This is a genomic window from Flavobacterium hydrocarbonoxydans (genome assembly GCF_009789235.1).
Taxonomy (GTDB): domain Bacteria; phylum Bacteroidota; class Bacteroidia; order Flavobacteriales; family Flavobacteriaceae; genus Flavobacterium; species Flavobacterium hydrocarbonoxydans.
Window position 1 is genome coordinate 146,078 of the sequence record NZ_WSTB01000008.1, and the last position, 23,446, is coordinate 169,523.

The following is a 23,446-nucleotide window of genomic DNA, read 5'->3' on the forward strand; positions in this document are numbered from 1 at the left end:
GTTCCTTAGTTATGAAAAAACATTATTCTCTTAGTATTCTTTTTATAAGCTGTCTTTTTTTAAGTTGTGGTAAAGACGAAAAAAAGCAGCAACAAAAAAACATTGTAGTCTCTAAAAAAAGTACTGAGTCCCTAATAAGCAAAGCAAAAGATACGCTTGTAACAGATACTATCCCCGGAATTCCTAATGATTCCGTAATTGCTAAAAGCGTTTTGAAAAAAACTGTTTCGGAAAAAGAAATTACAGAAAGAAAACCAAATTCCAAAGGCAAAAAAAAGAAAGCAAAAAACCCGGATACTATTGCTGATCAAACTCCAGAGGCCGAAAATTCACAAACCGAAAAAGTTGCAAGTTTTATTTATTTCCGCAAAATGTTAGCCGATTGCAAGATAGGACAAACGCTAACCCAAAAGGAGCTCACAAAGAATTACAACATTCCAAAAGACGGCATTAAATTAATAAAAAGTATCACCAAAATTGCCGAAGATGAAATTGCAATCAAGTGGCACAAAACCTGGTTTGTAGAAAAAGTTTCGGATGCAAAATTTAATGACGCTAGTATGAAAGTAAGTTTTAAGGAAAATAAAATGTACACTTCAGGCAATGCGATAGGCATAAAATTCAACCAAAAAACTTACACTGATTTGATTATTATTGGAAGTAACGCCTATATTCCGAGTGTAAAAGGATATCATTGGCAAATAGGAAAATAATGGAAAACGTAATGCGATGCAGCTGGTGTACCGCCAGTGATTTATACAAAAAATACCATGACGAAGAATGGGGTGTTCCTGTTTACGATGATGCTTCGTTGTTCGAATTTTTGATTCTTGAAACTTTCCAGGCGGGTTTGAGCTGGATTACTATTCTCAACAAAAGAGAGAATTTCAGAGCTGCTTTTGACCATTTCGATTATAAAAAAATAGCCCAATATCCCGAAGACAAAATCGAATCTTTACTCCAAGACACGGGAATCATTCGCAACAAACTTAAAATAAGATCGGCAGTTTCAAACGCGCAAGCTTTTATAAAAGTCCAGGAAGAATTTGGAAGTTTTTCGGCTTATATCTGGAAATTTACCAACGGAAAAACCATCGACAATAAACCCAAAACCTCAAAAGACGTCCCTGCAACAACTCCTCTTTCAGACGAGATCAGCAAAGATTTAAAAAAACGAGGCTTCAAATTTGTAGGTTCCACCGTAATTTACGCACACATGCAAGCCACCGGAATGGTCAACGATCATACGGAAGATTGCTGGAAAAGAAGCCAGTAAACAGTGTCTATTTTCAGTTTCGAGTGAAAACATGAAACCTGACCCAAGGCTGAAAAGCTGAATTGACGAAGCAAACCTGAAACTTTTTTAAAACTTTTAAACAAAAAACACTTATATTTGCTTCACACTTTAGGGGTGTCTACAACTTGTAGGCTGAGATTTTACCCTCTGAACCTGATCTAGTTCATACTAGCGTAGGGAAAAGTAAGATGACTTCTGCGCGCATTTTTATGCGTAATTGTAGCCATTCCTAAGGTAGAAATTCACAGTAGTGAATCGCTGTTAAACCTAAAAAAATATAGGAATGGAACTAAAAATCAACCATCAGACAAAACAATTCAGTGCCGATACGCTCAGCGTTCAATCGTTGCTCGATCTCGAAATTCCAAACAAACAAAACGGAATCGCCGTTGCTATCAACAACACCGTTGTTCCAAAAATAAATTGGAGCCAGCACCTCCTACAGGAAACTGACGAGATTCTAATTATTTCCGCCACACAAGGAGGATAATTAGGCTGCCGGACGGGCTATCCGTTTCAAGTCCGCAGTCGTAAACCACAAAAACATAGTCGCAAAAAAGCTTCCGCTGGTCGCTTCCCTGCTCCTTGTTTTTTACGGTTTTCTCCTTTACGGGCTTTCCACTCCTATCCCTGGCAGAAAGAATAAATTTCAAAAATCAAATTCAAATTGTAAAGACAGTCGCACAGCAGCGCCTCTACAGAAAAGACGCACAGCAGTGCGTCTCTACAGAACATTTCACATTTCACATTTCACATTTCACATTCAACAAATTCACAATCAAAATCAATCTAAAATCTACACTCTAAAATCTTAAATCCATAATTAGCTATGAACCACGAAGAACAAATTTCCAGAACCCCTTTTCCCAATTCTAAAAAAGTCTATATAGATGGCGAAATTCATCCTATAAAAGTGGCCATGCGCGAAGTCATACTAAGCGACACCAAACTTTCAAATGGCGGAATCGAGAAAAATCCTCCGGTAACCATTTACGATACTTCAGGTCCTTACACCGATCCAAATATCGAAATCGACATTAGAAAAGGACTTCCCCGTCTTCGCGAAAATTGGATTTTAGATCGAAACGATGTCGAAATCCTCTCCGAAATAAGCTCCGATTACGGCCAAACCCGTTTGAAAGATGAAACGTTAAATCACCTTCGATTCGAATATTTACACCAACCCAAACGTGCCAAAAAAGGTGCGAATGTAACCCAGTTATATTACGCTAAACAAGGTATCATCACCCCAGAAATGGAATATATTGCGATTCGTGAAAACCAACGAATTGAACTTATAAATGAGCAAACTCAGGCAATGCAATGCCAGCACGCAGGACATAGTTTTGGAGCTAACACGCCAAAAAGCAAAATTACCCCAGAATTTGTCCGTAGCGAAGTAGCCTGCGGAAGAGCCATTATCCCCAATAACATCAACCATCCTGAAAGCGAACCCATGATTGTGGGACGTAATTTCCTGGTCAAAATAAACGCCAATATTGGAAACAGTGCCGTGACTTCGAGCATCGAAGAAGAAGTTGAAAAAGCCGTTTGGGCCTGCCGTTGGGGAGCCGACACGATTATGGATTTATCAACAGGAAAAAACATCCACGAAACCAGAGAATGGATCATTCGTAATTCGCCCGTACCAATCGGGACTGTGCCAATTTATCAGGCTTTAGAAAAAGTAAAAGGAATCGCCGAAGATTTAACTTGGGAAATTTTCCGAGATACTTTAATCGAACAAGCTGAGCAAGGCGTTTCGTATTTTACCATTCACGCAGGTGTATTATTACGCTACATCCATCTGACTGCTAATCGTGTTACGGGAATCGTTTCGCGTGGCGGTTCGATTATGGCAAAATGGTGTCTGTATCATCATAAAGAGAACTTTTTATACACGCACTTCGAGGAAATCTGCGAAATCATGAAGCAATACGATGTAGCTTTTTCGCTGGGTGATGGTTTGCGTCCGGGATCCATTGCAGATGCCAACGATGCCGCACAATTCGCCGAATTAGAAACTTTAGGAGAGTTGACAAAAATTGCATGGAAACACGATGTTCAGGTTTTTATTGAAGGTCCGGGACACGTGCCAATGCACATGATAAAAGAGAATATGGACAAACAATTAGAACATTGTCACGAAGCTCCATTTTATACTTTAGGCCCTTTAACCACTGATATTGCGCCGGGTTACGACCATATTACTTCAGCCATTGGAGCTGCTATGATTGGCTGGTATGGCTGTGCGATGTTGTGTTATGTAACGCCAAAAGAACACCTTGGTTTACCCAATAAAAAAGATGTAAAAGATGGTGTGATTACTTATAAAATTTCGGCTCACGCTGCCGATTTGGCCAAAGGGCATCCGGGAGCACAATATCGTGATAATGCGTTAAGTAAAGCCCGTTTTGAATTCCGTTGGGAAGATCAGTTTAATCTGGCGCTTGATCCTGATACAGCAAGAGAATTTCACGATGAAACCCTTCCGGCGGATGGTGCCAAAGTCGCTCACTTTTGCTCGATGTGTGGACCAAAATTCTGCTCTATGAAAATCTCTCAGGAAATTCGTGATGTCGCTGCCGCCGAAAAAGGTATGCAGGAGAAATCAGAGGAATTTATCGAACAGGGGAAAGAAATTTATATCTAATGTGAGATGATTTTTGTGAAATGTGAGATGCAAACATTGTTGACATTTCACATTTCACCTTTCACATTTTTCATTTTTCACAAAAAACAAAAAATATGATTGTATTTTCAAATCCTATTGCGTTGCGGGACGAAATCGACATTATTCATTCCCTTTTTGAGGATGGATTGGATTTATTTCATGTTCGAAAACCGGGTTATTCATTGGCAGAAATGCAGCAATTTCTTCAACAAATAAAATCGAATTATCGAGAGAAACTGGCTTTGCACACGCATCATCAATTGGCAGATGATTTTGGAATAAATCGAATTCATTTTTCGGAAAAAGATAGAAAACATGCTAATGACTTTCCTGCAAGATTTTCAAAACCTTGTCGGTATAAATCAACATCTACGCACTCAATAGATGATTTTAATACACTAGAAAATCATTTTGATTATGCTTTTCTGAGTCCTGTTTTCCCAAGTATTTCAAAGCAAAATTACCTTCCGAATACCAATCTTGTTGAAGCTATAAAATCGCGAACCAATTTTAAAACCAAAGTCATTGCTTTGGGCGGAATAACCTCTGAAAACATCACAAAAACACTTGAAAGTGGTTTTGACGACGTCGCACTCTTAGGAACTATATGGAACAATGAAAACCTTTTAAACCAATTCAAATTATGCCAAAAAATCGCCCATACGTACTCTCGATAGCAGGTTTCGACCCTTCTGGTGGTGCAGGTGTTTTGGCAGATATCAAAACATTTGAACAACACCAGGTTTCGGGTTTTGCCATTTCAACTGCCAATACGATTCAGACCGAGAATCATTTTTATGAAATTCAGTGGACTGATCTGGATTTTGTCATTCGATCCATCGAAAAACTATTCGGAAATTATAAAATCGAAGTGGTTAAAATTGGTATTGTACCTTCATTGGAATATCTAAATCAAATTGTTTCCACAATAAAATACCTTTCGCCTCAAACACAAATCATTTGGGATACTGTTTTAAAATCATCGACCCAATTTGATTTTATTTCGATCAAAAACAAAGAATTACTGATGGAAATTTTATCAAAAATGGACTTAATAACCCCCAATTACAATGAAATACTACAGCTTTTTCCTGACTTTACTTTTGAAAAACTTTCGATAAAAAACCAAATTTCAACCACCATTTTATTAAAAGGCGGACATAACAATGCTGCCATTGGAACTGATTATTTATTTCTAAAAAATGAAATTATTGAACTATTCCCTTCTGAAAACAATTATTACGAAAAACACGGTTCCGGCTGTGTGCTATCTTCAGCAATTGCTGCCAATTTAGCTTTGAAACAATCTAAAGAAGAGGCGTGTAAAAATGCTAAAATTTATATCGAGAAATACCTGAGCTCAACATCAACTTTAATCGGATATCACTATGTACAATAAACTGCAATATATTTCCCAGGGTAATACTGTCGAACAACAATTACAAAATATTCAACAAGCCTTAGACGCAGGATGTGACTGGATACAAATGCGATTTAAAAATCAGTCTGAGAAAAATATTTTTACTTTGGCGGAAGCTACAAAAATTTTATGCGAAGAATATCTGGCGAATTTTATCGTAAACGACAATGTTCCTCTTGCTCAGCAAATTGTTGCTGATGGCGTGCATTTAGGATTAACGGATATGAAAATTCCTGAAGCAAGAGCGATTTTAGGAGCTACCAAAATCATTGGAGCTACTGCTAATACTTTTGAAGATGTCCTTTTTCAGACACAGAATGGCTGCGATTATATTGGATTGGGTCCTTTTCAATTTACAGAAACCAAGGAAAAACTGAGTCCGATTTTGGGGCTTGAAGGTTATACTTCTATTCTTAATAAAATGAAAATCGAAAACATTCCAACACCTGTTTATGCTATTGGCGGCATTACTTTAGAAAATATCGAAAGCTTAATGACAACCGGAATTCATGGCATTGCCGTTTCCGGAATGATTACGAAAAGTAATCAAAAAGAAAAACTAATTCAAGAACTTAATCAAAAATTATATGCAAACGTCATTGTTTAATATCGGAGACAAAACCCTAACGTCCCGCCTATTTTTAGGGACAGGAAAATTTGGTTCGAATAAAGAAATGGAAGAAGCTATTTTAGCCTCAGGAAGCGAATTGGTAACGGTTGCCTTAAAACGAATCGATCTGGAAACCGAAACCGATGCAATTTTAGCACATTTACAACATCCAAATATTCATTTATTACCGAATACATCGGGAGCCAGAAACGCGAAAGAGGCTGTTTTTGCTGCGCAACTCGCCAGGGAAGCGCTTGAAACCAATTGGGTAAAACTCGAAATTCATCCTGACCCAAAATACCTGATGCCCGACCCAATCGAGACTTTAAAAGCTACCGAAGAACTAGCCAAGCTTGGCTTTTTTGTGCTGCCTTATATCCACGCTGACCCCGTTTTGTGCAAACATTTAGAAAATGCAGGAACAACTGCGGTAATGCCATTAGGCTCTCCGATTGGCAGTAATAAAGGTTTGAAAACCATTGATTTTCTGGAAATTATTATCGAACAAAGTAATGTTCCTGTTATCGTAGATGCTGGAATTGGTGCTCCGTCAGATGCTGCGAAAGCCATGGAAATGGGTGCTGATGCGGTTTTGGTAAACACTGCAATTGCCGTCGCCGGAAATCCTAGATTAATGGCAGAAGCTTTTAGAGAAGCAGTAATCGCCGGCCGAAAGGCTTTTGAAGCCAAACTCGCCAATCAACAAAATTATGCTGTGGCTTCGAGTCCTTTGACTTCATTTTTATATGAGTAAATTGTTTCACGCAGATTTTAAACAGATTTATGCAGATTAAAAAAAAGATTTTTAATTACTGTATTATCTGAAAAAAAACTGAGTTAAAATAAGAAAAATCTTTATTTTTATGACTAATCAAAAATGAAAAAAGTCATGACAGAAAACGAATTATCATATAAAATTAGAGGAGCTATTTTTAAAGTATATAATAATTTAGGACCAGGACTATTTGAATCTGTATATGAGAGTGCATTACTTTATGAATTGACAAAACTTGATCTAAAAGTTCAAAAACAAGTAGAAGTTCAAATTTCTTATGAAGAAATCATTCTTGAAGGTGCTTTCAAACTCGATTTGCTAGTTGAAGATAAAGTAATAATTGAATTAAAATCAGTTGAAGAACTAGCACCAATACATTACAAGCAAATGGCTACTTATCTAAGACTTACAAATAAAAAACTAGGGCTACTAGTGAATTTCAACACTTTGAGCATCCTAGATAATATTAAAAGAATTGCAAATAAAGTATAACGATTAAAAAAAATCAATTTTAATCTGCATAAATCTGTTTAAAATCTGCGTGAAACAAAAAACATGAAAACATTCAAATCAGTTTTTGAAAACTATAATTGGAATACTATTCAATCTAAAATATACCAAACTACATCAAAAGATGTCGAGCGTTCTTTGGCTAAAACCAAACGAAATCTCGATGATTTTTTGGTATTGATTTCTCCTGTTGCGCAAAATTATTTAGAGCAAATGGCGCAGGAATGCCATGAAATCACAAAAAAACGTTTTGGCAAAACCATCCAAATGTATGCGCCGCTTTATTTGAGCAATGAATGCCAGAACATCTGCACCTATTGTGGTTTTAGTTTAGATAATAAAATCAAACGAAAAACACTTTTGGATTCTGAAATTAAATTGGAAGTTGAAGCTTTGAAAGACGCTGGTTTCGATCACGTTTTATTGGTTACTGGTGAAGCCAATTATACGGTAAATATCAATTATTTCCTGAACGCAATTGATTTAATAAAGCATCAATTCTCCTTAATTTCTGTTGAAGTTCAGCCGCTTTCCACAGAGGAATACGAACAATTACATCAAGCAGGTGTTTATTCGGTTTTGGTGTATCAGGAAACGTATCATCAGGAAGTGTATAAAAAGTACCATACAAAAGGCAAAAAATCAAATTTCGATTTTCGTCTGGAAACGCCTGACAGAATTGGCGCTGCAGGAATTCATAAAATAGGTTTAGGGGTTTTATTGGGTTTGGAAGATTGGCGAACCGACAGCTTTTTTAATGCGCTGCATTTAGATTATTTACAGAAGCAGTACTGGCAGACTAAATATTCTGTCTCATTTCCGAGGTTACGCCCAGCAGAAGGCATCATCGAACCCAATTTTATTATGGATGATAAAGATTTAACACAGCTGATTTGTGCTTATCGCTTGTGGAATGAAGATTTAGAAATCTCCATTTCGACTAGAGAGAATGAAAAGTTCAGAAACAATATCATTCCGATTGGTGTTACCAGTATGAGTGCCGGTTCTAAAACCAATCCGGGTGGTTATGTGGTGGATCCCCAATCTTTGGAACAATTTGAAATTAACGACGAGCGTTCTGCCAAAGAAATTGCAGAAATCATCACAAAACGAGGTTATGAGCCCGTTTGGAAGGATTGGAGTAAAAGCTATAGTTCAATAAATTCCAAAATTTAAATTCCAAATTCCAATTCAAAATCCTAAATCTTAAATCTTAAATTCCAAATCAACAATCTAAAATCTAAAATTCCCAAAATGACTATTATTCAAGAATTTCTACGTTATAACCGACAAACTATACTTCCAGAAATTGGAGATGAAGGCCAGGAAAAACTAAAAAAAGCCAAAATTCTGGTTATTGGAGCTGGCGGTTTGGGCTGTCCTGTTTTGCAATACATTTCTACCGCTGGAGTGGGTTGTATCGGTATAATCGATTTTGATACTATCGAAATTCACAATTTACACCGACAAATTTTATATACAGAAAATCAGGTTGGCGAAAACAAAGCTTTGGTAGCCAAAAGTGTTTTAGAAAAACTAAATCCATTGATTGAAGTGGTGGCCATTCCTGAAAAACTGACTGCTGAAAATGCAGAAAAAATCATTCCCCAATACGATGTAATCGTTGATGGTTCTGATAATTTTGCTACACGATATTTGGTCAATGATACGTGTGTTGCATTTCAAAAACCATTGGTTTATGGAAGCATTTTAAAATTCGAAGGTCAAGTTGCGATTTTTAACCTTAACGGAAGTAAAAATCTACGTGATTTATTTCCGGAAATGCCAAATCCAAAAGAGGTTCCGAATTGTAATCTGAATGGCGTTTTAGGAACTTTACCCGGAATTATCGGTACCATGATGGCACATGAAACACTCAAATTGATTTTGGAATTACCTACTTTAAAAAATGAATTAGTGCTTTTTAACACCTTGAATTGGAGTTTTACAAAGTTAAATTTTTAGACAACAACTTTATCCCCAACGCTTATTGTTCCGCTGTTTAAACTCACAATATTAGTCCCGAACAAAACGGAATTATCTACTGCTCTGTACGTGCTCAGAGTCTTTAAAGGCTCCTTTTTTAATTTACCATTTTGAGGGTCGTTATTGACCATAATACATCTTCCGCAGGGTTTTACATTTTTGAAATTTACTTCGCCAATGCTAAAAGTATCAAAATGATCTTCTTCATGAGGAACTTCACTACTGATCACAATATTGGGACGGAATCTTTTAATCGTAATTTTTTCTTCTAATTTTTCATTCAAAAAATCAAGACTTTTTGAACCAATCAATAAATAAGGATAACCATCGGCAAGACTCACATTGAAAGTTTCTTTCAATCTCGAACTTTCGTGTTTACGAGCTCCGTTTTTGATGATTTTGACTAATTTACACTCAAATCCTAAATGCTCGCTAAACCATTTTGAAGTTGCATGATTTACCTCAACTACGTCACTTTTATCATCCCAGACATTGACTTTAATGGAATTTTCAAGATGTTCCTTTATCGAAAATTCATGTTTATGATCCTGAAAAGTAATGCTTATTTTTCCGTCTGAAATCTGTGGATAAAACTGACTCATGATGCGATGTTCCCGCTGCGTTAGCATTTGATTGTCAGCATCGATTAACATCCAACGGCGGTCATTTTCGAAACCCATTTCTTCGGCGAAAGCCTTTTCACAAGTTATACCAGCCAAACTTTTTATCGGATAAATAAAAATTTCTTTTACAATGAAACTCGCACTCATTACTTACTTTTTAAAATAGACATAAATTCCTCACGATCAATTTCGCGACAGCCCAAACTCTCCAGATGCGGATTATAAACCTGACAATCTAATAGTTTATAATTTTCTTTTTTTAAATAATCAACCAATGCTATAAAAGCTACTTTTGAAGCATTCGAAACTTTCGAAAACATACTTTCGCCACAAAAAACATGACCTAAATCTATTCCGTACAAACCTCCAACCAACACCTCATCCTGCCAAACCTCAACTGATTTTGCGATTCCTTCAGTATGCAGGTGACAATAGGCTTCAATCATTTCGTTTGAAATCCAAGTTCCGTTTTGTCCTTCACGTTTTATTTCCTGACAGTTTGAAATAACGGCTGCAAAATCCTGATTAAAAGTAACTTTAAATAGATTTCTATTCAAGATATTCCGCATACTTTTTGAGACAATCAATTCGTCCAGAAATAACACCATTCTTGGGTCCGGTGCCCACCAAAGTATCGGCTCTCCTTCATTAAACCAGGGAAAAATTCCGCTTTTGTAAGCTAGTTCTAAACGTTCGGGCGATAAATCTCCTCCAACGGCAAGAACTCCTTCTTCATCGGCTTGGGAAACGGGTGGAAAATATAAATCGTTGAATATGTAGTGCATCTTTTTAAAAAATAATCAAATTTTAAAATTCCAAATTCCAAGTGAGAAATTTGAATACTGAAATGGCTTCGGCAGTTTGCTATCGCTCATGTTTAAATTCCAGATTTCCGCAATCTTGTCATTTCAGAACTGAAAAACTATGTGTAAAGTTCTCATTTATTTTAATGAAAAAGAACAAAAAAACAAAATTCCAAATCCCAAATACACGATAATGATTTGGAATTTGGAATTTTATTATTGGGATTTTACCTTTTTTAGAAAGGTAAATCGTCTGGCTCGTCTTCGTTTAGGTTTGTAGCTGGTGCAAAAGCTTCTGCAGCTGGCATTGGCGGTGTTTGCGCAGGACCTTCAGGTGCTAATCTTTCGATTCTCCAACCTTGAATACTGTTAAAATATCTAGTTTCTCCTTGTGGATTAACCCACTCTCTTCCTCTTAAATTGATAGAAACTTTAACCGCTTCACCTTGTTTGTAACTGCTCAATAAATCACATTTATCCTGAGTAAACTCAATTAAAATATGCTGAGGATATTGCTCATCTGTTGTAACAACCAATTCTCTTTTTTTGAATGCAGCACTAACTTGTTGCTCCGGATTAACCACTTTTACTTTTCCTGTAACTTCCATCTTCTTCTTTATTTATAAATTGTTTCTTTTCTTATTTCTTGGCTAAAAGCACTTTCCAGGCCGATGCAATATCATCTTTATTGAGATATTTTTTTGCTTCCAAATGAATTTTTTCCTGATCATCGGAGCTTAAAACTCCTTTCACAGAAAAATTTTCTTTTACAAATATAGTAACTTCTTCCGTTGTAGGCAAGGACTCAATGTTGCCTAATTTCCCAAGATCATTTCCATTAAAAACGGGGCTTTCCTTGATGAAATTCGGAATCACATCAACTCCTACCCCTAAAGTTGTAAGCGGTTTTGGCACTTCAAAAAGTCCTTGGTTAGACCTTGAATACCAATTATTTCCTAATCTCGAAACCAAATCGATTTTATGCTGATCGATAGCGCCATTTTCATCCAGAATAGCTTCGTGAATATGAATTTTGACCACTTCACAAAGAATCAAATTTCCGGCGCCGCCCTCTGTTCCTAAAGGAATAATCTGCGTAACCTTGCATTCAAACTGCACGGGAGACTCTTTTACGCGATACGGTTTCACCAAATCAGACGGGATTTGTGTTAATCCGGCTTTTAGAAATTCGTTTACGCCTTCTCCATATTCAGTACTTGCCAGCGATGTTTGTTGTACCAAATCATAATTAACCACATTTATCACCACTTCACCAGTCGCTTCAGCATTGATTAAAGTATGCTTTATGGTATTATCACGCACACGACGTGCAGGTGAAAAAACCAAAATAGGCGGATTGGCACTGAATACATTAAAAAAACTAAACGGTGACAAATTTGGAATTCCTTTTTCGCTAATCGTACTCGCAAACGCAATAGGTCTTGGACCAATGGCACTTTGCAAATAACCTTGTAATTTTGCTGTTGGAATTTCTTTTGGATTAATACTAATCATAATTTTTGGTTTTAACCGAAGCTCGTTTCGGCAACTACAAAAATAGAGAAATGGTTTAAGCCAAAGAAATAGTTTAGGATTTAAAAATAAAAAATCTTTAAGCTCTGCCAAAATAATTACGCTCCGAAATTCGTTATATTTATACCTCAAAATTTAGTTTATGAATTTTTCTGAAAGAAGAAATACTACCCGTTGGATCATTATCTTTATTTGTTTTTCGATCATTTCTTTGATTCTTTGGAACACTTATACTTTTTTTCAAATTTTTAAAAATGAAGAAAGGCTAAAAATGAGGCTTTTGGCTACTTCGCAAATTGCATTAATCAATGCCGACGAAAATACCGACCTCGAACTTCCGCTGCAGATTTCTAACAACAATACCTCGATACCGGTTATTCTAACGATGTATGGCAAAATTCTGAGTACACGAAATGTTCCTGATGAAATCCTGAACGATGCAAAAAAATCAAGACAGTTTTTGCAAAAATTAAAAAATGAAAATGAACCCATTACATTTGAGTACGTTTCCGGAAAATATCAAACCCTGTATTACGGAAATTCGGAATTACTTAATAAACTAAAATATTATCCCATTGCTTTATTACTGATTATCTTTTTGTTTATTGCTTTGATATACAATTTTTACAAAAGCACCAAAATGGCTACTCAAAATAAACTTTGGGCAGGAATGGCGAAAGAAACAGCGCATCAAATCGGGACACCTTTGTCTTCATTAATTGGCTGGGTAGAAATATTAAAAACAGAAGAAATCGACCCGTCTATCACGGAGGAAATAGAAAAAGACATTGAACGTCTGCAAACTATTACGGACCGTTTTTCCAAAATCGGTTCTATTCCTGCACTCGAAACACTGGATATTGTTTCAGAAACTTTACATACTTTCGAATATCTACAATCCCGTTTTTCTAAGCAGGTGGTTTTTTCTTATCAGGTTCCGAAAGAACCTATTTTTGTTATGTTCAATCCGACGTTGCATAGCTGGACCATTGAAAATTTGGTCAAAAATGCCATTGACGCCATGAAAGGCAAAGGAACTTTAGACCTTCAGATTGAGCAAGACGCACATCACGTAAAAATAAATGTAAAAGATTCAGGCTCAGGAATTCCAAAAAAACAATTCAAAACGATATTCGAAACAGGTTTTACCACCAAAAAACGCGGTTGGGGATTAGGGCTTTCCTTAACCAAAAGAATTGTTGAGGAATACCATCTTGGAAAAATAAAAGTCTTAAACTCTGAAATTGGGAAAGGAACTACTTTTCAGATTTCATTCCATAAAAAAGTGCAATAAAAAATTACTTTCATTGCACTTCACTTATTTTTATTTAATAAAAATTTTACAAATTCGCCTGAATATCTTTGGCTAAAGCTTCAAATTCATCTTTAGACAGTGCTACTTTGTTGAGAAAACGCATTTCATCCATTTCGTTTAATGGAATCAAATGTACGTGGGCATGCGGTACTTCAAGTCCTACAACAGCCATCCCTACACGTTTGCACGGAACTGTTTTTTCTAAAGCAATGGCAATTTTTTTCGAAAAAGCCATTAACCCTAAATACAAATCATCTTCGATATCGAAAATTTTGTTGATTTCCTGCTTCGGAATACATAGCGTATGTCCTTTTGCATTTGGGTTTACATCTAAAAAAGCTAAAAAATTATCATCTTCAGCAATTTTATAACATGGAATTTCTCCGTTTACTATTTTGGTAAAAATTGTGCTCATCTTTACTAATTTAATCGCGGGAAATTTCTAAAATTTCAAATTTCAAAACACCGTTCGGAACCGTGATTTCAGCTACTTCTCCAACAGATTTTCCCAGTAATCCTTTTCCGATAGGAGATGTTACAGAGATTTTACCTGTTTTTAAGTCAGCTTCACTTTCAGCAACTAATGTATATTTCATTTCCATTCCGTTGCTTTGGTTCTTAATTTTTACATTAGAAAGCACCAACGCCTTCGAAACATCTAATTGTGACTCGTCTATTAATCTCGCATTCGAATACACTTCTTCCAGTTTAGAAATTCTCATTTCTAATAAACCTTGCGCTTCTTTTGCTGCGTCATATTCTGCATTCTCAGATAAATCACCTTTATCTCTTGCTTCTGCTATATCCTGAGAGGCCTTCGGACGCATTACACTTTTTAAATGCTCCAACTCCTCTTTTAATTTTTTTAATCCTTCTGCGGTATAATAAGATACATTACTCATAACTTCATCATTTATATAAAATAGAAAAAATCCCATCGGGACGGGATTTTGTATTACAAATATACTATTATTTTTAATAGTACATAATTATATGTTAATCATATAGATTTCAAATCTAAATAATTTATTTTTGTTTCACTAATACTTTTTAAAATTATGAAAAAATTCTGGCTCCTTACCCTGTTTCTTTCAATTCTTTTTTCATGTAGCGAAAATAGTAAAAGCAACAATAATCCGTACATACCCAATTATACGATAAACGAAAGACTGGACACTAACCTCCCGTTATACAATAATCTGAAATACGCGAGCAATCCGGTTATGATTACTACGGCTGGAGCCAAAGGTTTAATCGTGATGAAAGTAGGCGAAGGTTCCTACACTGCTTTTGATGCCGCTTGTCCTAATCAGGCTTTGAATTCTTGTGTGGCCATGACTATAGACGGTATAAATGCCGTTTGTTCCTGCGACAAAAGCACTTACAGCTTATATACTGGTCTTGGAGACAAAGAATATCCTATGAAACAATATAAAACTGAAATTAGCGGAAGTGTTGTTCGTGTTTATAATTAATAAAAAAGCCTGAAAATTTAAACTTTCAGGCTTTTTTGTATCCTTTATTCCGATAAAATAAAATCTTAGAATTTCAATGTTAATCCAGCTAATAAATTAGTTCCTGCCTGTGGATAATATCCCGCTCCTTCGATTGTAGTGATTGCAGGAGGATTCGAATAATTATCATCGTAAGTGTAGAAATACCCATTGCTTTCGTATTTTAAATCGAAAATATTATTTACTAATAACGAAACCATTATAGATTTAAAAATGGTTTTGGGTTTAAACTCATAAGAAACATTCAAATCGTTAACAAAATAGCTGTCAAGTTTAGAAAACTCAGAATCAATATTCCCCATAAATTGCTCTCCTACGAACTTGGAAAGCAAGGAAAACTGAAGGTCTTTGATTGGCATAAAAGTCAAACGGTTTCCTGCAATGATTTCTGGCGAAAAGGCAATAGTGGTTTCTCCTAAATTTGTCAAAACACCATCTCTGGTAAAATAAAAGTCTTCATTTTTGTTTTGACTCAACGTAATATTAGGCTGCAAAAACCATTTTTCTGAAAGCTGAATTGTAGCATCAATCTCAAGTCCTAATCTATAACTATCACCGCTATTTGCTCTTAAAGGAGCGCCTACGTCATTTAATTCACCAGTCAGCACCAATTGGTCTTTGTAACCCATATAATAGAAATTGGTGTTTAATTGAAATTTCTCTGTATTGAATCGCCAGCCTAACTCAAAATCATTTAGCTTTTCCGGCTTCACGTTTCCTCCTTCGTAATCAGTTCTGTTAGGTTCGCGATTGGCTCTTGCATAAGAGAAATAAAGTGTATTTTGTTGATTCAATTCATAATTCAACCCTGCTTTTGGATTAAAAAAATTGAAGTTGTCATCTACTAAACCTGTTTCTAAACTATTGGCTTTGTAGGTTACATTTCGATATTGTAAATCGCCATAAAAACTTAATTCATCAGTCAATTGATAATTTGCTTTTGCGAAAATATTACCATCCGTTTTAGCTGAATAATCATCGTAATAATGATCTCCTAGCTCCGATTGAGAAGCATATCTGGCCCAAATTACTTTTCCGAAATGATCGCCTTCATATTTATTCCAGCCTCCGCCCAAAATTATATCTAGTTTTTCATTTTTATATTTTAATGAAAATGTCGTTCCGTAAAAATCATTGTCTAACCATTTCTGACGCACCAAATCGGTTGTTGTTATTGCATCAATTGGCACTAAATCATACTCTGCCATATCAGCATCCTCTTTGTAGTTTTCGTAGTAGCCTTTTCCTTTTGTGTAATGAAAAGCTAAATTACTGCTCCAATTATCCGAAATAGATTCACTCCAGTGCAATTGATAATGATCTTGCTGATAATTATCGGTTTCGTTGTCATAAAAACGGGTATTTCCAGCTTCATCTGTGTAAACTCCGGCAGAATTATACGTTCTGTCATTTTTTAGTTTTTCAGGATCTTCCAAACCATTCCAGGATTGGTATGTTTTTTCGGTTCCGCCAAAAACCAATGCTTTTATCAAAGTTGTTTTGCCAACATAAGTTCCCTGCAAAAAGTACGATTTTAAGTCTGAACTTGCTCTGTCGATATAGCCGTCCGATTTTAAAACAGATAACCTTCCAGCCAATTCAAAATGATCGTTTAGCAAACCTGTACTAAATTTTACTGTGTGCTTACGCGAATTAAAACTTCCGATAGAATTGGAGATTTCTCCATTTGCTTTTGTAGCATAATTATCGGTCAGCATATTCAAACTGGCTCCAAAAGCACCTGAACCATTGGTTGAAGTCCCTACTCCTCTTTGTAATTGTAAACTCTCTACCGAAGAAGCAAAATCAGGCATATTTACCCAAAAAGTGCCCTGACTCTCGGCATCGTTATAGGGAATTCCGTTTATTGTAACGTTGACTCTTGTAGCATCGCTTCCGCGGACTCTGATTCCGGTATATCCAAAACCATTTCCTGCATCAGAAGTTGTCACTACGGATGGCAAATAATTCATTAAAACTGGAATATCCTGACCCAGATTTCGGGTTTTAATATCTTTTTTATCCAGATTACTAAAACTCACTGGCGTTTTGGTCGTAACACGAACGGCAGAAACCAGCACCTCATCAAGCGAATTGACCTTGGTTGAATCCTGAACTTGAGCCAAAGAAAATAGAGAATAGAAAATAGAAAATAGAGTGAAGAAAATAGATTTAGTTTTTAATTTAAAAAACTTTGAACCTTTGCAACTTAGTGCCTCAGCACCTTTAAAAAATGTTTTCATCCGTAAAAAATTACGAATAAAAGGGGGAATTATTCTTTTTGTTAAATTAATAAATGTGTTTCACGACAAAAAAGTGCACGCAGAAATTTGTCGTTTTTTCCCTTAGCGACATTACTCGCTCAGGTTCGTTGGGTATGATCTCAGCTCGTTATTTAGAGCACCCCTTTGAGACAGTGCAAATGTAGTGTTTAAAAACAAATTCCAAAAATTAAATTCCAAATTCCAATTGAAAACTACATAATGTTTTTTTTGGAATTTGGAATTTAGAAATTGGATTTTAATCCAAATTAGGTTTTCTACGAGATTGTTTTATCTCAGAAACATTCTTTTTGTCCTTGATTCTTTTTTTGATAACCGATTTTGGAATTTTAGTTGCTTTTCGAATCTTGGGAACAAATAACCCTTTTTTAATAATTTCCAGGAAACGTTTTATAACAATATCTTTGTTCTTTATCTGACTTCTGTCTTCATCACAATTTAAAATTAAGATATTTTCAGAAGTTAAACGAGAGGCTAAATTGGTTTCCAGAAGCAATTTTTCCTCATCAGATAAACTTTGTGAAGCGCTCAAATAAAAAGACAAAACCACTTTTGAGGAAACCTTGTTTACGTTTTGTCCTCCGGCACCGCTGCTTCGAACAGCTTTAAATGTAAGTTCTGATATGATTTTATCTATATCCATTATTGTGGCTGATGTGCAGGTTTTAATAAATCATTAACCGTTTTTACAGGATTAAAAGTCAGTAACGGAACCGATACAAAAATGGTGAGCCAATTGGCCATCGCTCCGTTCCAAAGTCCTGGCAACTCATAACTTTTTACCAGTTTTCCATCCATACTTTTTTCGACAATAAAACCACTATTATGATCTACAAATTGAGTCAAATCAAATTTTTCTCCTTTATAATTTTTTATTCCGCAAACCAAATCAACCGGATTAAAATGAGTGGCATCTGCAAGAATTGCCTGTTGCTTTTTATTAGTCAGATCAACCTGAGATGATTCGACAATCTGAAGCGAAACAATCCCCTTTTCATTCTGAACCCAAAATGGTCCGCCTCCTGGTTCGCCTTCATTTTTCACCATTCCGCATACTCTGATTGGTCTGTCCAGAAGTTCTTTTATTTTGTCAATTTTATTTTCAGAAGTGAATTTATTAAAATCAGAAGTCATTTCGATATTGAGATTTTGCTGTAAAAACAAAACAATTTCTGCAATCTTCACTTCATTGATCTGATGCTTTTCTATAATTTCAAGATATTCAAAAATTTGCTGCTGGTATTCAATCAAAATACCTGCTAACGCCTTTTTATACAAGGAAATTTTATCAATATGGTTCTGGATTACATTATCAATATTTTTAATAAAAATAACATCCGCTGCTAACGCATTTAGGTTTTGAATCAATGCACCATGTCCTCCAGGCCTAAAAAACAAAAGGTTATTTTTATCTTTTACTAATCCATTATTTCCATCAACCGCAATAGAATCTGTACTTTTGCTTTGATAAGAAAAACCAATATTGATCTCGACATTGGATTCTTCTTCAACTTTTGTTTTAACTGAATTTATAGCCGATTCAAATAAATTTTGATGCGCCTCAGAAACAGTAAAATGCAAATTCGAAATTTGATTTGCACTTGCATAATGTGCACATTCGTGTAAATGTTCTTCTATAGGATTTGCAATATGTGTTGGATACTGGTGAAACGGTAAAACTGCTTTTGGTTTATTGGCAAAATCAAAATATTCTGAAGCCAGCAAAATTTTTATAAAATAATAATTTTTTGCATCTCTATCCAGTGTTTCGAAATCTGGGTAAACTTCGCGTAATTTTTTATCAATAGTTTTAAAGAAAGGAAACTTCTCCATTGCTACTATAAAAATAGGCAACTCTGTATCTTTTTTTCTATTTATATAAGCATTAATCGTTTCTTTTTGAAGGTCAAAATCATTCAAAAAAGTGCTTAAAAACTTAAACATCCTACTGGCTGCTCCAGATGCAGGAACAAACTTTTTAAGCTTTAATTTAGACTTTTGCTCATCAAAATAAATTGCTTTTTGTTTAAATTCATCAGCAGAAAAATTCAAAATACCATGACCTATAGTGGCTGGACTTATTAAATTACTTTTAGAAATTCCGAATTTAAAAAACTCCAATTGTTTGATAACATTCTCAAAAGGAATTCCATGTTCATAAATCTGAACAAACTCATCTGATGAAAAACCCATTTTTTTTGCAATAAGCAGGTTATCTATAATGGCTGTTGCTTTATCCAAACGTGTCTTTTCATCGCCTGAAATAGTTATAAAAGGTTTATTAGTATCGATTAAGGTTTGTTTAAAAACCGAAAAAACAGTTTCCCTCTTATCAGGGCTATCGCGAATATCGTCTTTCTCCCAGGGAACATCAATATCGGTCAGGAAAAACAAATCGTATTCATGTTCAAGAGCTGCTTCGTTTAATGCAGGATTACAAAAACCATAATACATTTTCGAAAAGACTTTGGTAACCAGTAAATTAGTATCACAAAATAAAAACTTATTTGCTGAAGTTAATTTTTCATTTTCTAATGCAACTTGTCCATAAGCAATGGGCATCATGTCCTCTTCTGTACAGATTTGCTGATTTTCATTCCATTTTGCCTGTAGATAATCGCGTGCAAATTCCGGAACCCATTCTGTGTTATAATAGGACGCAAGTTGCTTAGCTAATGTTGTTTTTCCTGTACTCTCAGGACCAAACAATGCAATTTTTATGATTGATGTGTTTTGTTGTCTAAGATTCTTTTCCATTCTATATAAGCTGAAATAGCCAAAATTGTAAAAATTAAATATTGAAGTGACAACATCCCTAAGCCACGATAAGCGTACAGAGGTACCACCAAAATATCACCAATTATCCAAAGGGTCCAGTTCTCTATTTTTTTTCTGGCCATGTACCACATTCCTGCAAAAAAGATTCCTGAAGAAATCATATCTACATAGTTGTCATATTTGATTTCGTAATCGAAGAATTTATAAATTCCGAAAACTACAAAAATGGTTACCAAAAAAAGAACTACTCCTATTATTTTTTCATTAAAATTTGTTCGTGTAATGGGTAAATTATCTTCGGTTGTTCCGCCTTTTGACCAAACATACCAACCATAAATACTCATAATCGAAAAATAACCATTGATTATCATATCGCCAATATAACCTGCCAGATATAACAAATAGACTGAAATTACAGTCGCCACCAAACCTGTTGGATACACCCAGATATTTTCTTTTTTAGCAAACCAGACACTTAATATCCCGAAAACGAAGACTAAAAATTCCAATATAATATGCCACAAAGAAGCATTTTTATAACTATCAAGAAAAAAGTCAATCATTTTGGTTCATTGGGTTTGGTTATGATTCAAAAAAACGATTATTATTTTCAAAAGCAGTTCCTATTACAACTAAATCAGCACCTGACTCATACGCTTTTTGAATTCCGTGCAAATCTACAATTCCCCCTCCAACAATTATAGGAATTTTAAGATTTTGTGCAATTAATTGAATCATCTCCAACGGAATTGCTTTTTTTGCACCACTTCCTGCTTCTAAATAGATTAATTTATTACCCAGCATTTCTCCCGCCTGAGCAGTTGCCAAAGCCAAATTAAGATTTTCTCTGTCTAATGGCTCAGTTTTACTAACGCGTGCAACTGCAGTTTCATTGCCGCTTTCGACCAAAATATATCCTGTAGATATAACCTCAAGATTGGTATTTTTTAAAATTGGCGCAGCCTGAACATGATATTCTATTAAATAATCAGGATTTCGGCCGGACAATAATGACAAAAACAAAATAGCATCTGCCTGAGGTGAAATTTGCGATGGATCACCCGGAAATAATACAACGGGTAAAAATGTTTTATGTTTTAAGGTCTCTATTAATTCTTCTAAAATTGTAGTTTCGACAATACTTCCTCCCACAAAAATATGAGTTGCCGGAGATTGATTTATTTTTAATAACAAACTATCTAAATTTGATAATTCTATTTTATCAGGATCCAAAAGAATAGCTAATAGCTTTTTTCCATCTTTCTTAGACTGAATAATTTGCTGGTATATAGTATTTGTCGTTGGTTGCATATTGGCCGTAAAAGTAAAAGTTTTTTTTATGCCGAAGAACTATTTTGAATCAATTATATTTGTGTAATGCGTTTTGCTAACGAAAGAAACTAAATTATGATTGCAATTGAATTGTTAGAAAAATATGGAGCTCTAAGAAAATCTTTCGAGAAAAACGCTATCCTTTTTGAAGAGGGAAATCTTCCTACACATTATTACCAAATTATTTCTGGCGAAGTAAAAATGAATAATTATAATGATGATGGACGAGAATTTATTCAGGGAATATTCTACAACGATCAGGGTTTTGGTGAGCCTCCTTTGTTTATCGATCAGCTATATCCTGCGAATGCTGTAGCGGTTGTGGACAGTGAAATTATTTATCTTCCTAAAAATAATTTTATAAAATTACTCGAAGAAAACCCTACAATAAGTATCCAAATGATTGGAGATTTTGCCCGCCGATTATTTTACAAATCGATTATGGCGGCAGAAATTTCGACTCAGGAACCTGAACATCGTGTCTTAACCTTTATCGATTATTGTATCGAGCATCTAGATTTTGAAAAAGATGAAAACGGCTACCTCATCAATTTTACAAGACAGCAAATTGGCGATCTGACAGGTTTACGTGTAGAAACTGTTATTAGAACCATTAAATCTTTAGAAAAGAAAGGTTCACTTAAAATTATCAATCGAAAAGTATATCGATAAAATAGTTCTTGTAATATGATTTAAGTCATAAATACTTGGTTTATAGCTGCCGTATCTTTGCAGTATAAAATTAAATACTATGACACTTTATCAAACATCATTCGAAAATTTCAATAAAAATTATATGGGTTCTGCAGCAATGGCAGTTATTGTTCAGAGTTGTTTAGGTGGTGCAGCAGCCATGTATGTACTTTCAAACGGAACCTCGATTACGCAAATGTTACAACTGGCGATTATTGTTTTGGCTTCTGTATTTGCCAACACTTCTATTTTGGCTCAGATGAAGCACAAAGTAATTTTTAACCTTATTATTTTGAGTACTGTTTTAAGTACCTTATTTATACTTATAAATAAATTTCTAATATAACAGATTTTATTTATTCCAAGAACGTATTAAATACCACTAATAGTTCTAAGCAATTGAAGAGAAATTTTCAATTGCTTTTTTTTGTTATTTTTCAAAAGCATACACCAAAGTAAAACCTTCTATCTCTATATAATTGACTTCGAAGTTTTTTACCAAATCATCAAAATGAAGACTGGCCTGGGTTTGATTTTTATCTAATGAAAAAGCTTCGACCTGAATATGATCTTTGAAACTGATTCCTTTTTCGTTTCTGATTTTGAAGATCGCTTCTTTGGCTCCCCAAATCACTGTCAGTTCCCGAATATAATCTGGAATGTTTTCTTTATTTAAAAAACTATTTTCAGTTTCAACGAATTTATCGGCGATTCTGAGGATTTTTTCGCGCTGCAATTCCATGTCGATTCCTACGGTTTCATGGCTGATAATGATGGCTGCAAAATGATGCGAATGCGTTATCGAAATATAATTATGACAATCGAAATACGGTTTTCCGAATTCGTCATAATGCAAATCTTTGTCTGTAAAACCCATTTCTTGTATCAACATACGAACGCTTAAAAAGGCTCGTTGATGAAGTTCAGATTTCATTCCGTCGAGCCGTAGCTGTGTTTTTTCTTTCAGTACCACCTGACTTCGCAATTCGTCGAAAGACTCGGTGATTTTCCAGATTAGAATTTTGGTCGTTTCGTTGGCTTGTATGGTTTGAAGTAAAGGCATTCTTTTAAGTTGTTGGTTTTATTTTTTTAACCATATAAGTGATGTAAGAAAATATAATATAGTGTCTAAAAATTGTGTCAAGTAAATTTAAGTAATTCGTACCAAAATACATAGTTAAGAATCTTTTTAAATGAACTTATATTGCTTAAATGTTTAAATAGTAAATTTATTTTTCTTTTTTAAAAACGAAACGTTCTTTTAAGTTTGATGCTCCTAGCCCTGATAGAAGTGGAAATCC

The 23,446-nt window shown here is 35.0% G+C and carries 27 protein-coding genes and 1 riboswitch; of the genes, 15 read left to right on the forward strand and 12 right to left on the reverse strand.

Features of this window, described 5'->3' with window-relative positions; genetic code table 11:
• The first annotated feature begins 11 nt into the window (after nucleotides 1-11).
• From GON26_RS14910 to GON26_RS14960, 11 genes are all read left to right on the forward strand, one after another.
• Complete coding sequence (locus GON26_RS14910; protein ID WP_160375575.1) at nucleotides 12-713, forward strand: hypothetical protein; 702 nt, start codon at nucleotides 12-14, stop codon at nucleotides 711-713.
• Nucleotides 713-1,276 carry a DNA-3-methyladenine glycosylase I gene (locus GON26_RS14915; protein WP_160375576.1) on the forward strand — a complete coding sequence of 188 codons (564 nt, stop codon included), beginning with the start codon at nucleotides 713-715 and terminating at the stop codon, nucleotides 1,274-1,276. The genes GON26_RS14910 and GON26_RS14915 overlap by 1 nt, the downstream gene beginning before the upstream one ends.
• A gap of 121 nt (nucleotides 1,277-1,397) precedes the next feature.
• Nucleotides 1,398-1,494, forward strand: a riboswitch (TPP riboswitch).
• Nucleotides 1,495-1,580: 86 nt separating this feature from the next.
• Nucleotides 1,581-1,787 (forward strand): sulfur carrier protein ThiS, encoded by a 207-nt coding sequence (gene thiS / locus GON26_RS14920; protein WP_160375577.1) that lies wholly within the window; start codon nucleotides 1,581-1,583, stop codon nucleotides 1,785-1,787.
• Nucleotides 1,788-2,126: 339 nt separating this feature from the next.
• Nucleotides 2,127-3,950 (forward strand): phosphomethylpyrimidine synthase ThiC, encoded by a 1,824-nt coding sequence (gene thiC, locus GON26_RS14925; protein WP_160375578.1) that lies wholly within the window; start codon nucleotides 2,127-2,129, stop codon nucleotides 3,948-3,950.
• A gap of 95 nt (nucleotides 3,951-4,045) precedes the next feature.
• Entirely contained in the window at nucleotides 4,046-4,648 is a 603-nt protein-coding gene (locus GON26_RS14930) for a thiamine phosphate synthase (RefSeq protein ID WP_160375579.1), read from the forward strand.
• Nucleotides 4,615-5,370, forward strand: coding sequence for a hydroxymethylpyrimidine/phosphomethylpyrimidine kinase (locus GON26_RS14935; protein WP_160375580.1), 756 nt, complete (start codon nucleotides 4,615-4,617; stop codon nucleotides 5,368-5,370). Before GON26_RS14930 ends, GON26_RS14935 begins: the two co-directional genes overlap by 34 nt.
• Nucleotides 5,360-5,998, forward strand: coding sequence for a thiamine phosphate synthase (locus GON26_RS14940; RefSeq protein ID WP_160375581.1), 639 nt, complete (start codon nucleotides 5,360-5,362; stop codon nucleotides 5,996-5,998). Before GON26_RS14935 ends, GON26_RS14940 begins: the two co-directional genes overlap by 11 nt.
• Nucleotides 5,979-6,755, forward strand: a complete 777-nt coding sequence (locus GON26_RS14945) for a thiazole synthase (protein WP_160375582.1) — start codon at nucleotides 5,979-5,981, stop codon at nucleotides 6,753-6,755. Before GON26_RS14940 ends, GON26_RS14945 begins: the two co-directional genes overlap by 20 nt.
• A 135-nt stretch (nucleotides 6,756-6,890) precedes the next feature.
• Complete coding sequence (locus GON26_RS14950) at nucleotides 6,891-7,268, forward strand: GxxExxY protein (RefSeq protein WP_160375583.1); 378 nt, start codon at nucleotides 6,891-6,893, stop codon at nucleotides 7,266-7,268.
• Nucleotides 7,269-7,331: 63 nt separating this feature from the next.
• Entirely contained in the window at nucleotides 7,332-8,462 is a 1,131-nt protein-coding gene (gene thiH, locus GON26_RS14955; RefSeq protein WP_160375584.1) for a 2-iminoacetate synthase ThiH, read from the forward strand.
• Nucleotides 8,463-8,540: 78 nt separating this feature from the next.
• Nucleotides 8,541-9,251 (forward strand): HesA/MoeB/ThiF family protein, encoded by a 711-nt coding sequence (locus GON26_RS14960; protein WP_160375585.1) that lies wholly within the window; start codon nucleotides 8,541-8,543, stop codon nucleotides 9,249-9,251.
• Here GON26_RS14960 and GON26_RS14965 read toward each other — a convergent pair.
• From GON26_RS14965 to GON26_RS14980, 4 genes are all read right to left on the reverse strand, one after another.
• Nucleotides 9,248-10,042 (reverse strand): MOSC domain-containing protein, encoded by a 795-nt coding sequence (locus GON26_RS14965; protein ID WP_160375586.1) that lies wholly within the window; start codon nucleotides 10,040-10,042, stop codon nucleotides 9,248-9,250. The two genes, GON26_RS14960 and GON26_RS14965, sit on opposite strands and share 4 nt — an antisense overlap.
• Entirely contained in the window at nucleotides 10,042-10,680 is a 639-nt protein-coding gene (gene aat, locus GON26_RS14970; RefSeq protein WP_160375587.1) for a leucyl/phenylalanyl-tRNA--protein transferase, read from the reverse strand. The genes GON26_RS14965 and aat overlap by 1 nt, the downstream gene beginning before the upstream one ends.
• A gap of 254 nt (nucleotides 10,681-10,934) precedes the next feature.
• The gene (locus GON26_RS14975; protein ID WP_160375588.1) at nucleotides 10,935-11,306 is read right to left on the reverse strand and encodes a DUF3127 domain-containing protein; all 372 of its coding nucleotides are present in this window, start codon (nucleotides 11,304-11,306) and stop codon (nucleotides 10,935-10,937) included.
• A gap of 31 nt (nucleotides 11,307-11,337) precedes the next feature.
• On the reverse strand, nucleotides 11,338-12,213 hold the full coding sequence (locus GON26_RS14980) for a flavin reductase family protein (protein WP_160375589.1): 876 nt from the start codon (nucleotides 12,211-12,213) through the stop codon (nucleotides 11,338-11,340).
• Between the two features lie 160 nt (nucleotides 12,214-12,373).
• Between GON26_RS14980 and GON26_RS14985 the strand changes: the two genes are divergently transcribed.
• Nucleotides 12,374-13,525 carry a sensor histidine kinase gene (locus GON26_RS14985; RefSeq protein WP_160375590.1) on the forward strand — a complete coding sequence of 384 codons (1,152 nt, stop codon included), beginning with the start codon at nucleotides 12,374-12,376 and terminating at the stop codon, nucleotides 13,523-13,525.
• Nucleotides 13,526-13,571: 46 nt separating this feature from the next.
• Here the strand turns inward: GON26_RS14985 and GON26_RS14990 are convergent, their stop codons facing one another.
• Both GON26_RS14990 and greA read right to left on the reverse strand, forming a co-directional pair.
• Nucleotides 13,572-13,961 (reverse strand): HIT family protein, encoded by a 390-nt coding sequence (locus GON26_RS14990; RefSeq protein WP_160375591.1) that lies wholly within the window; start codon nucleotides 13,959-13,961, stop codon nucleotides 13,572-13,574.
• 10 nt (nucleotides 13,962-13,971) lie between these two features.
• Complete coding sequence (gene greA, locus GON26_RS14995; RefSeq protein WP_160375592.1) at nucleotides 13,972-14,448, reverse strand: transcription elongation factor GreA; 477 nt, start codon at nucleotides 14,446-14,448, stop codon at nucleotides 13,972-13,974.
• A 156-nt stretch (nucleotides 14,449-14,604) separates the two neighbouring features.
• On the opposite strand from greA, the gene GON26_RS15000 reads away from it, so the two are divergent.
• Nucleotides 14,605-15,021, forward strand: a complete 417-nt coding sequence (locus GON26_RS15000; protein WP_160375593.1) for a Rieske (2Fe-2S) protein — start codon at nucleotides 14,605-14,607, stop codon at nucleotides 15,019-15,021.
• A 65-nt stretch (nucleotides 15,022-15,086) separates the two neighbouring features.
• Here GON26_RS15000 and GON26_RS15005 read toward each other — a convergent pair whose 3' ends face one another.
• The 5 genes from GON26_RS15005 to GON26_RS15025 all read right to left on the reverse strand — a co-directional run bounded on the left by GON26_RS15005 (nucleotide 15,087) and on the right by GON26_RS15025 (nucleotide 21,431).
• Entirely contained in the window at nucleotides 15,087-17,303 is a 2,217-nt protein-coding gene (locus tag GON26_RS15005) for a TonB-dependent receptor (protein ID WP_160375594.1), read from the reverse strand.
• A 277-nt stretch (nucleotides 17,304-17,580) separates the two neighbouring features.
• Entirely contained in the window at nucleotides 17,581-17,985 is a 405-nt protein-coding gene (gene arfB / locus GON26_RS15010; RefSeq protein WP_160375595.1) for an alternative ribosome rescue aminoacyl-tRNA hydrolase ArfB, read from the reverse strand.
• Entirely contained in the window at nucleotides 17,985-20,099 is a 2,115-nt protein-coding gene (locus tag GON26_RS15015) for a DUF4301 family protein (RefSeq protein ID WP_160375596.1), read from the reverse strand. The genes arfB and GON26_RS15015 overlap by 1 nt, the downstream gene beginning before the upstream one ends.
• Nucleotides 20,060-20,683 (reverse strand): nicotinamide riboside transporter PnuC, encoded by a 624-nt coding sequence (pnuC, locus tag GON26_RS15020; protein WP_160375597.1) that lies wholly within the window; start codon nucleotides 20,681-20,683, stop codon nucleotides 20,060-20,062. Before pnuC ends, GON26_RS15015 begins: the two co-directional genes overlap by 40 nt.
• A gap of 19 nt (nucleotides 20,684-20,702) precedes the next feature.
• On the reverse strand, nucleotides 20,703-21,431 hold the full coding sequence (locus GON26_RS15025) for a geranylgeranylglyceryl/heptaprenylglyceryl phosphate synthase (RefSeq protein WP_160375598.1): 729 nt from the start codon (nucleotides 21,429-21,431) through the stop codon (nucleotides 20,703-20,705).
• Between the two features lie 96 nt (nucleotides 21,432-21,527).
• On the opposite strand from GON26_RS15025, the gene GON26_RS15030 reads away from it, so the two are divergent.
• Together GON26_RS15030 and GON26_RS15035 are read left to right on the forward strand one after the other, a co-directional pair.
• On the forward strand, nucleotides 21,528-22,124 hold the full coding sequence (locus tag GON26_RS15030; RefSeq protein ID WP_160375599.1) for a Crp/Fnr family transcriptional regulator: 597 nt from the start codon (nucleotides 21,528-21,530) through the stop codon (nucleotides 22,122-22,124).
• 79 nt (nucleotides 22,125-22,203) lie between these two features.
• Nucleotides 22,204-22,491: a hypothetical protein gene (locus tag GON26_RS15035; protein WP_160375600.1), complete on the forward strand. Its 288-nt coding sequence runs from the start codon at nucleotides 22,204-22,206 to the stop codon at nucleotides 22,489-22,491.
• A gap of 84 nt (nucleotides 22,492-22,575) precedes the next feature.
• On the opposite strand, the gene GON26_RS15040 is transcribed toward GON26_RS15035, so the two are convergent.
• On the reverse strand, nucleotides 22,576-23,208 hold the full coding sequence (locus GON26_RS15040) for a 4'-phosphopantetheinyl transferase family protein (protein ID WP_160375601.1): 633 nt from the start codon (nucleotides 23,206-23,208) through the stop codon (nucleotides 22,576-22,578).
• Nucleotides 23,209-23,446 lie beyond the last annotated feature (238 nt).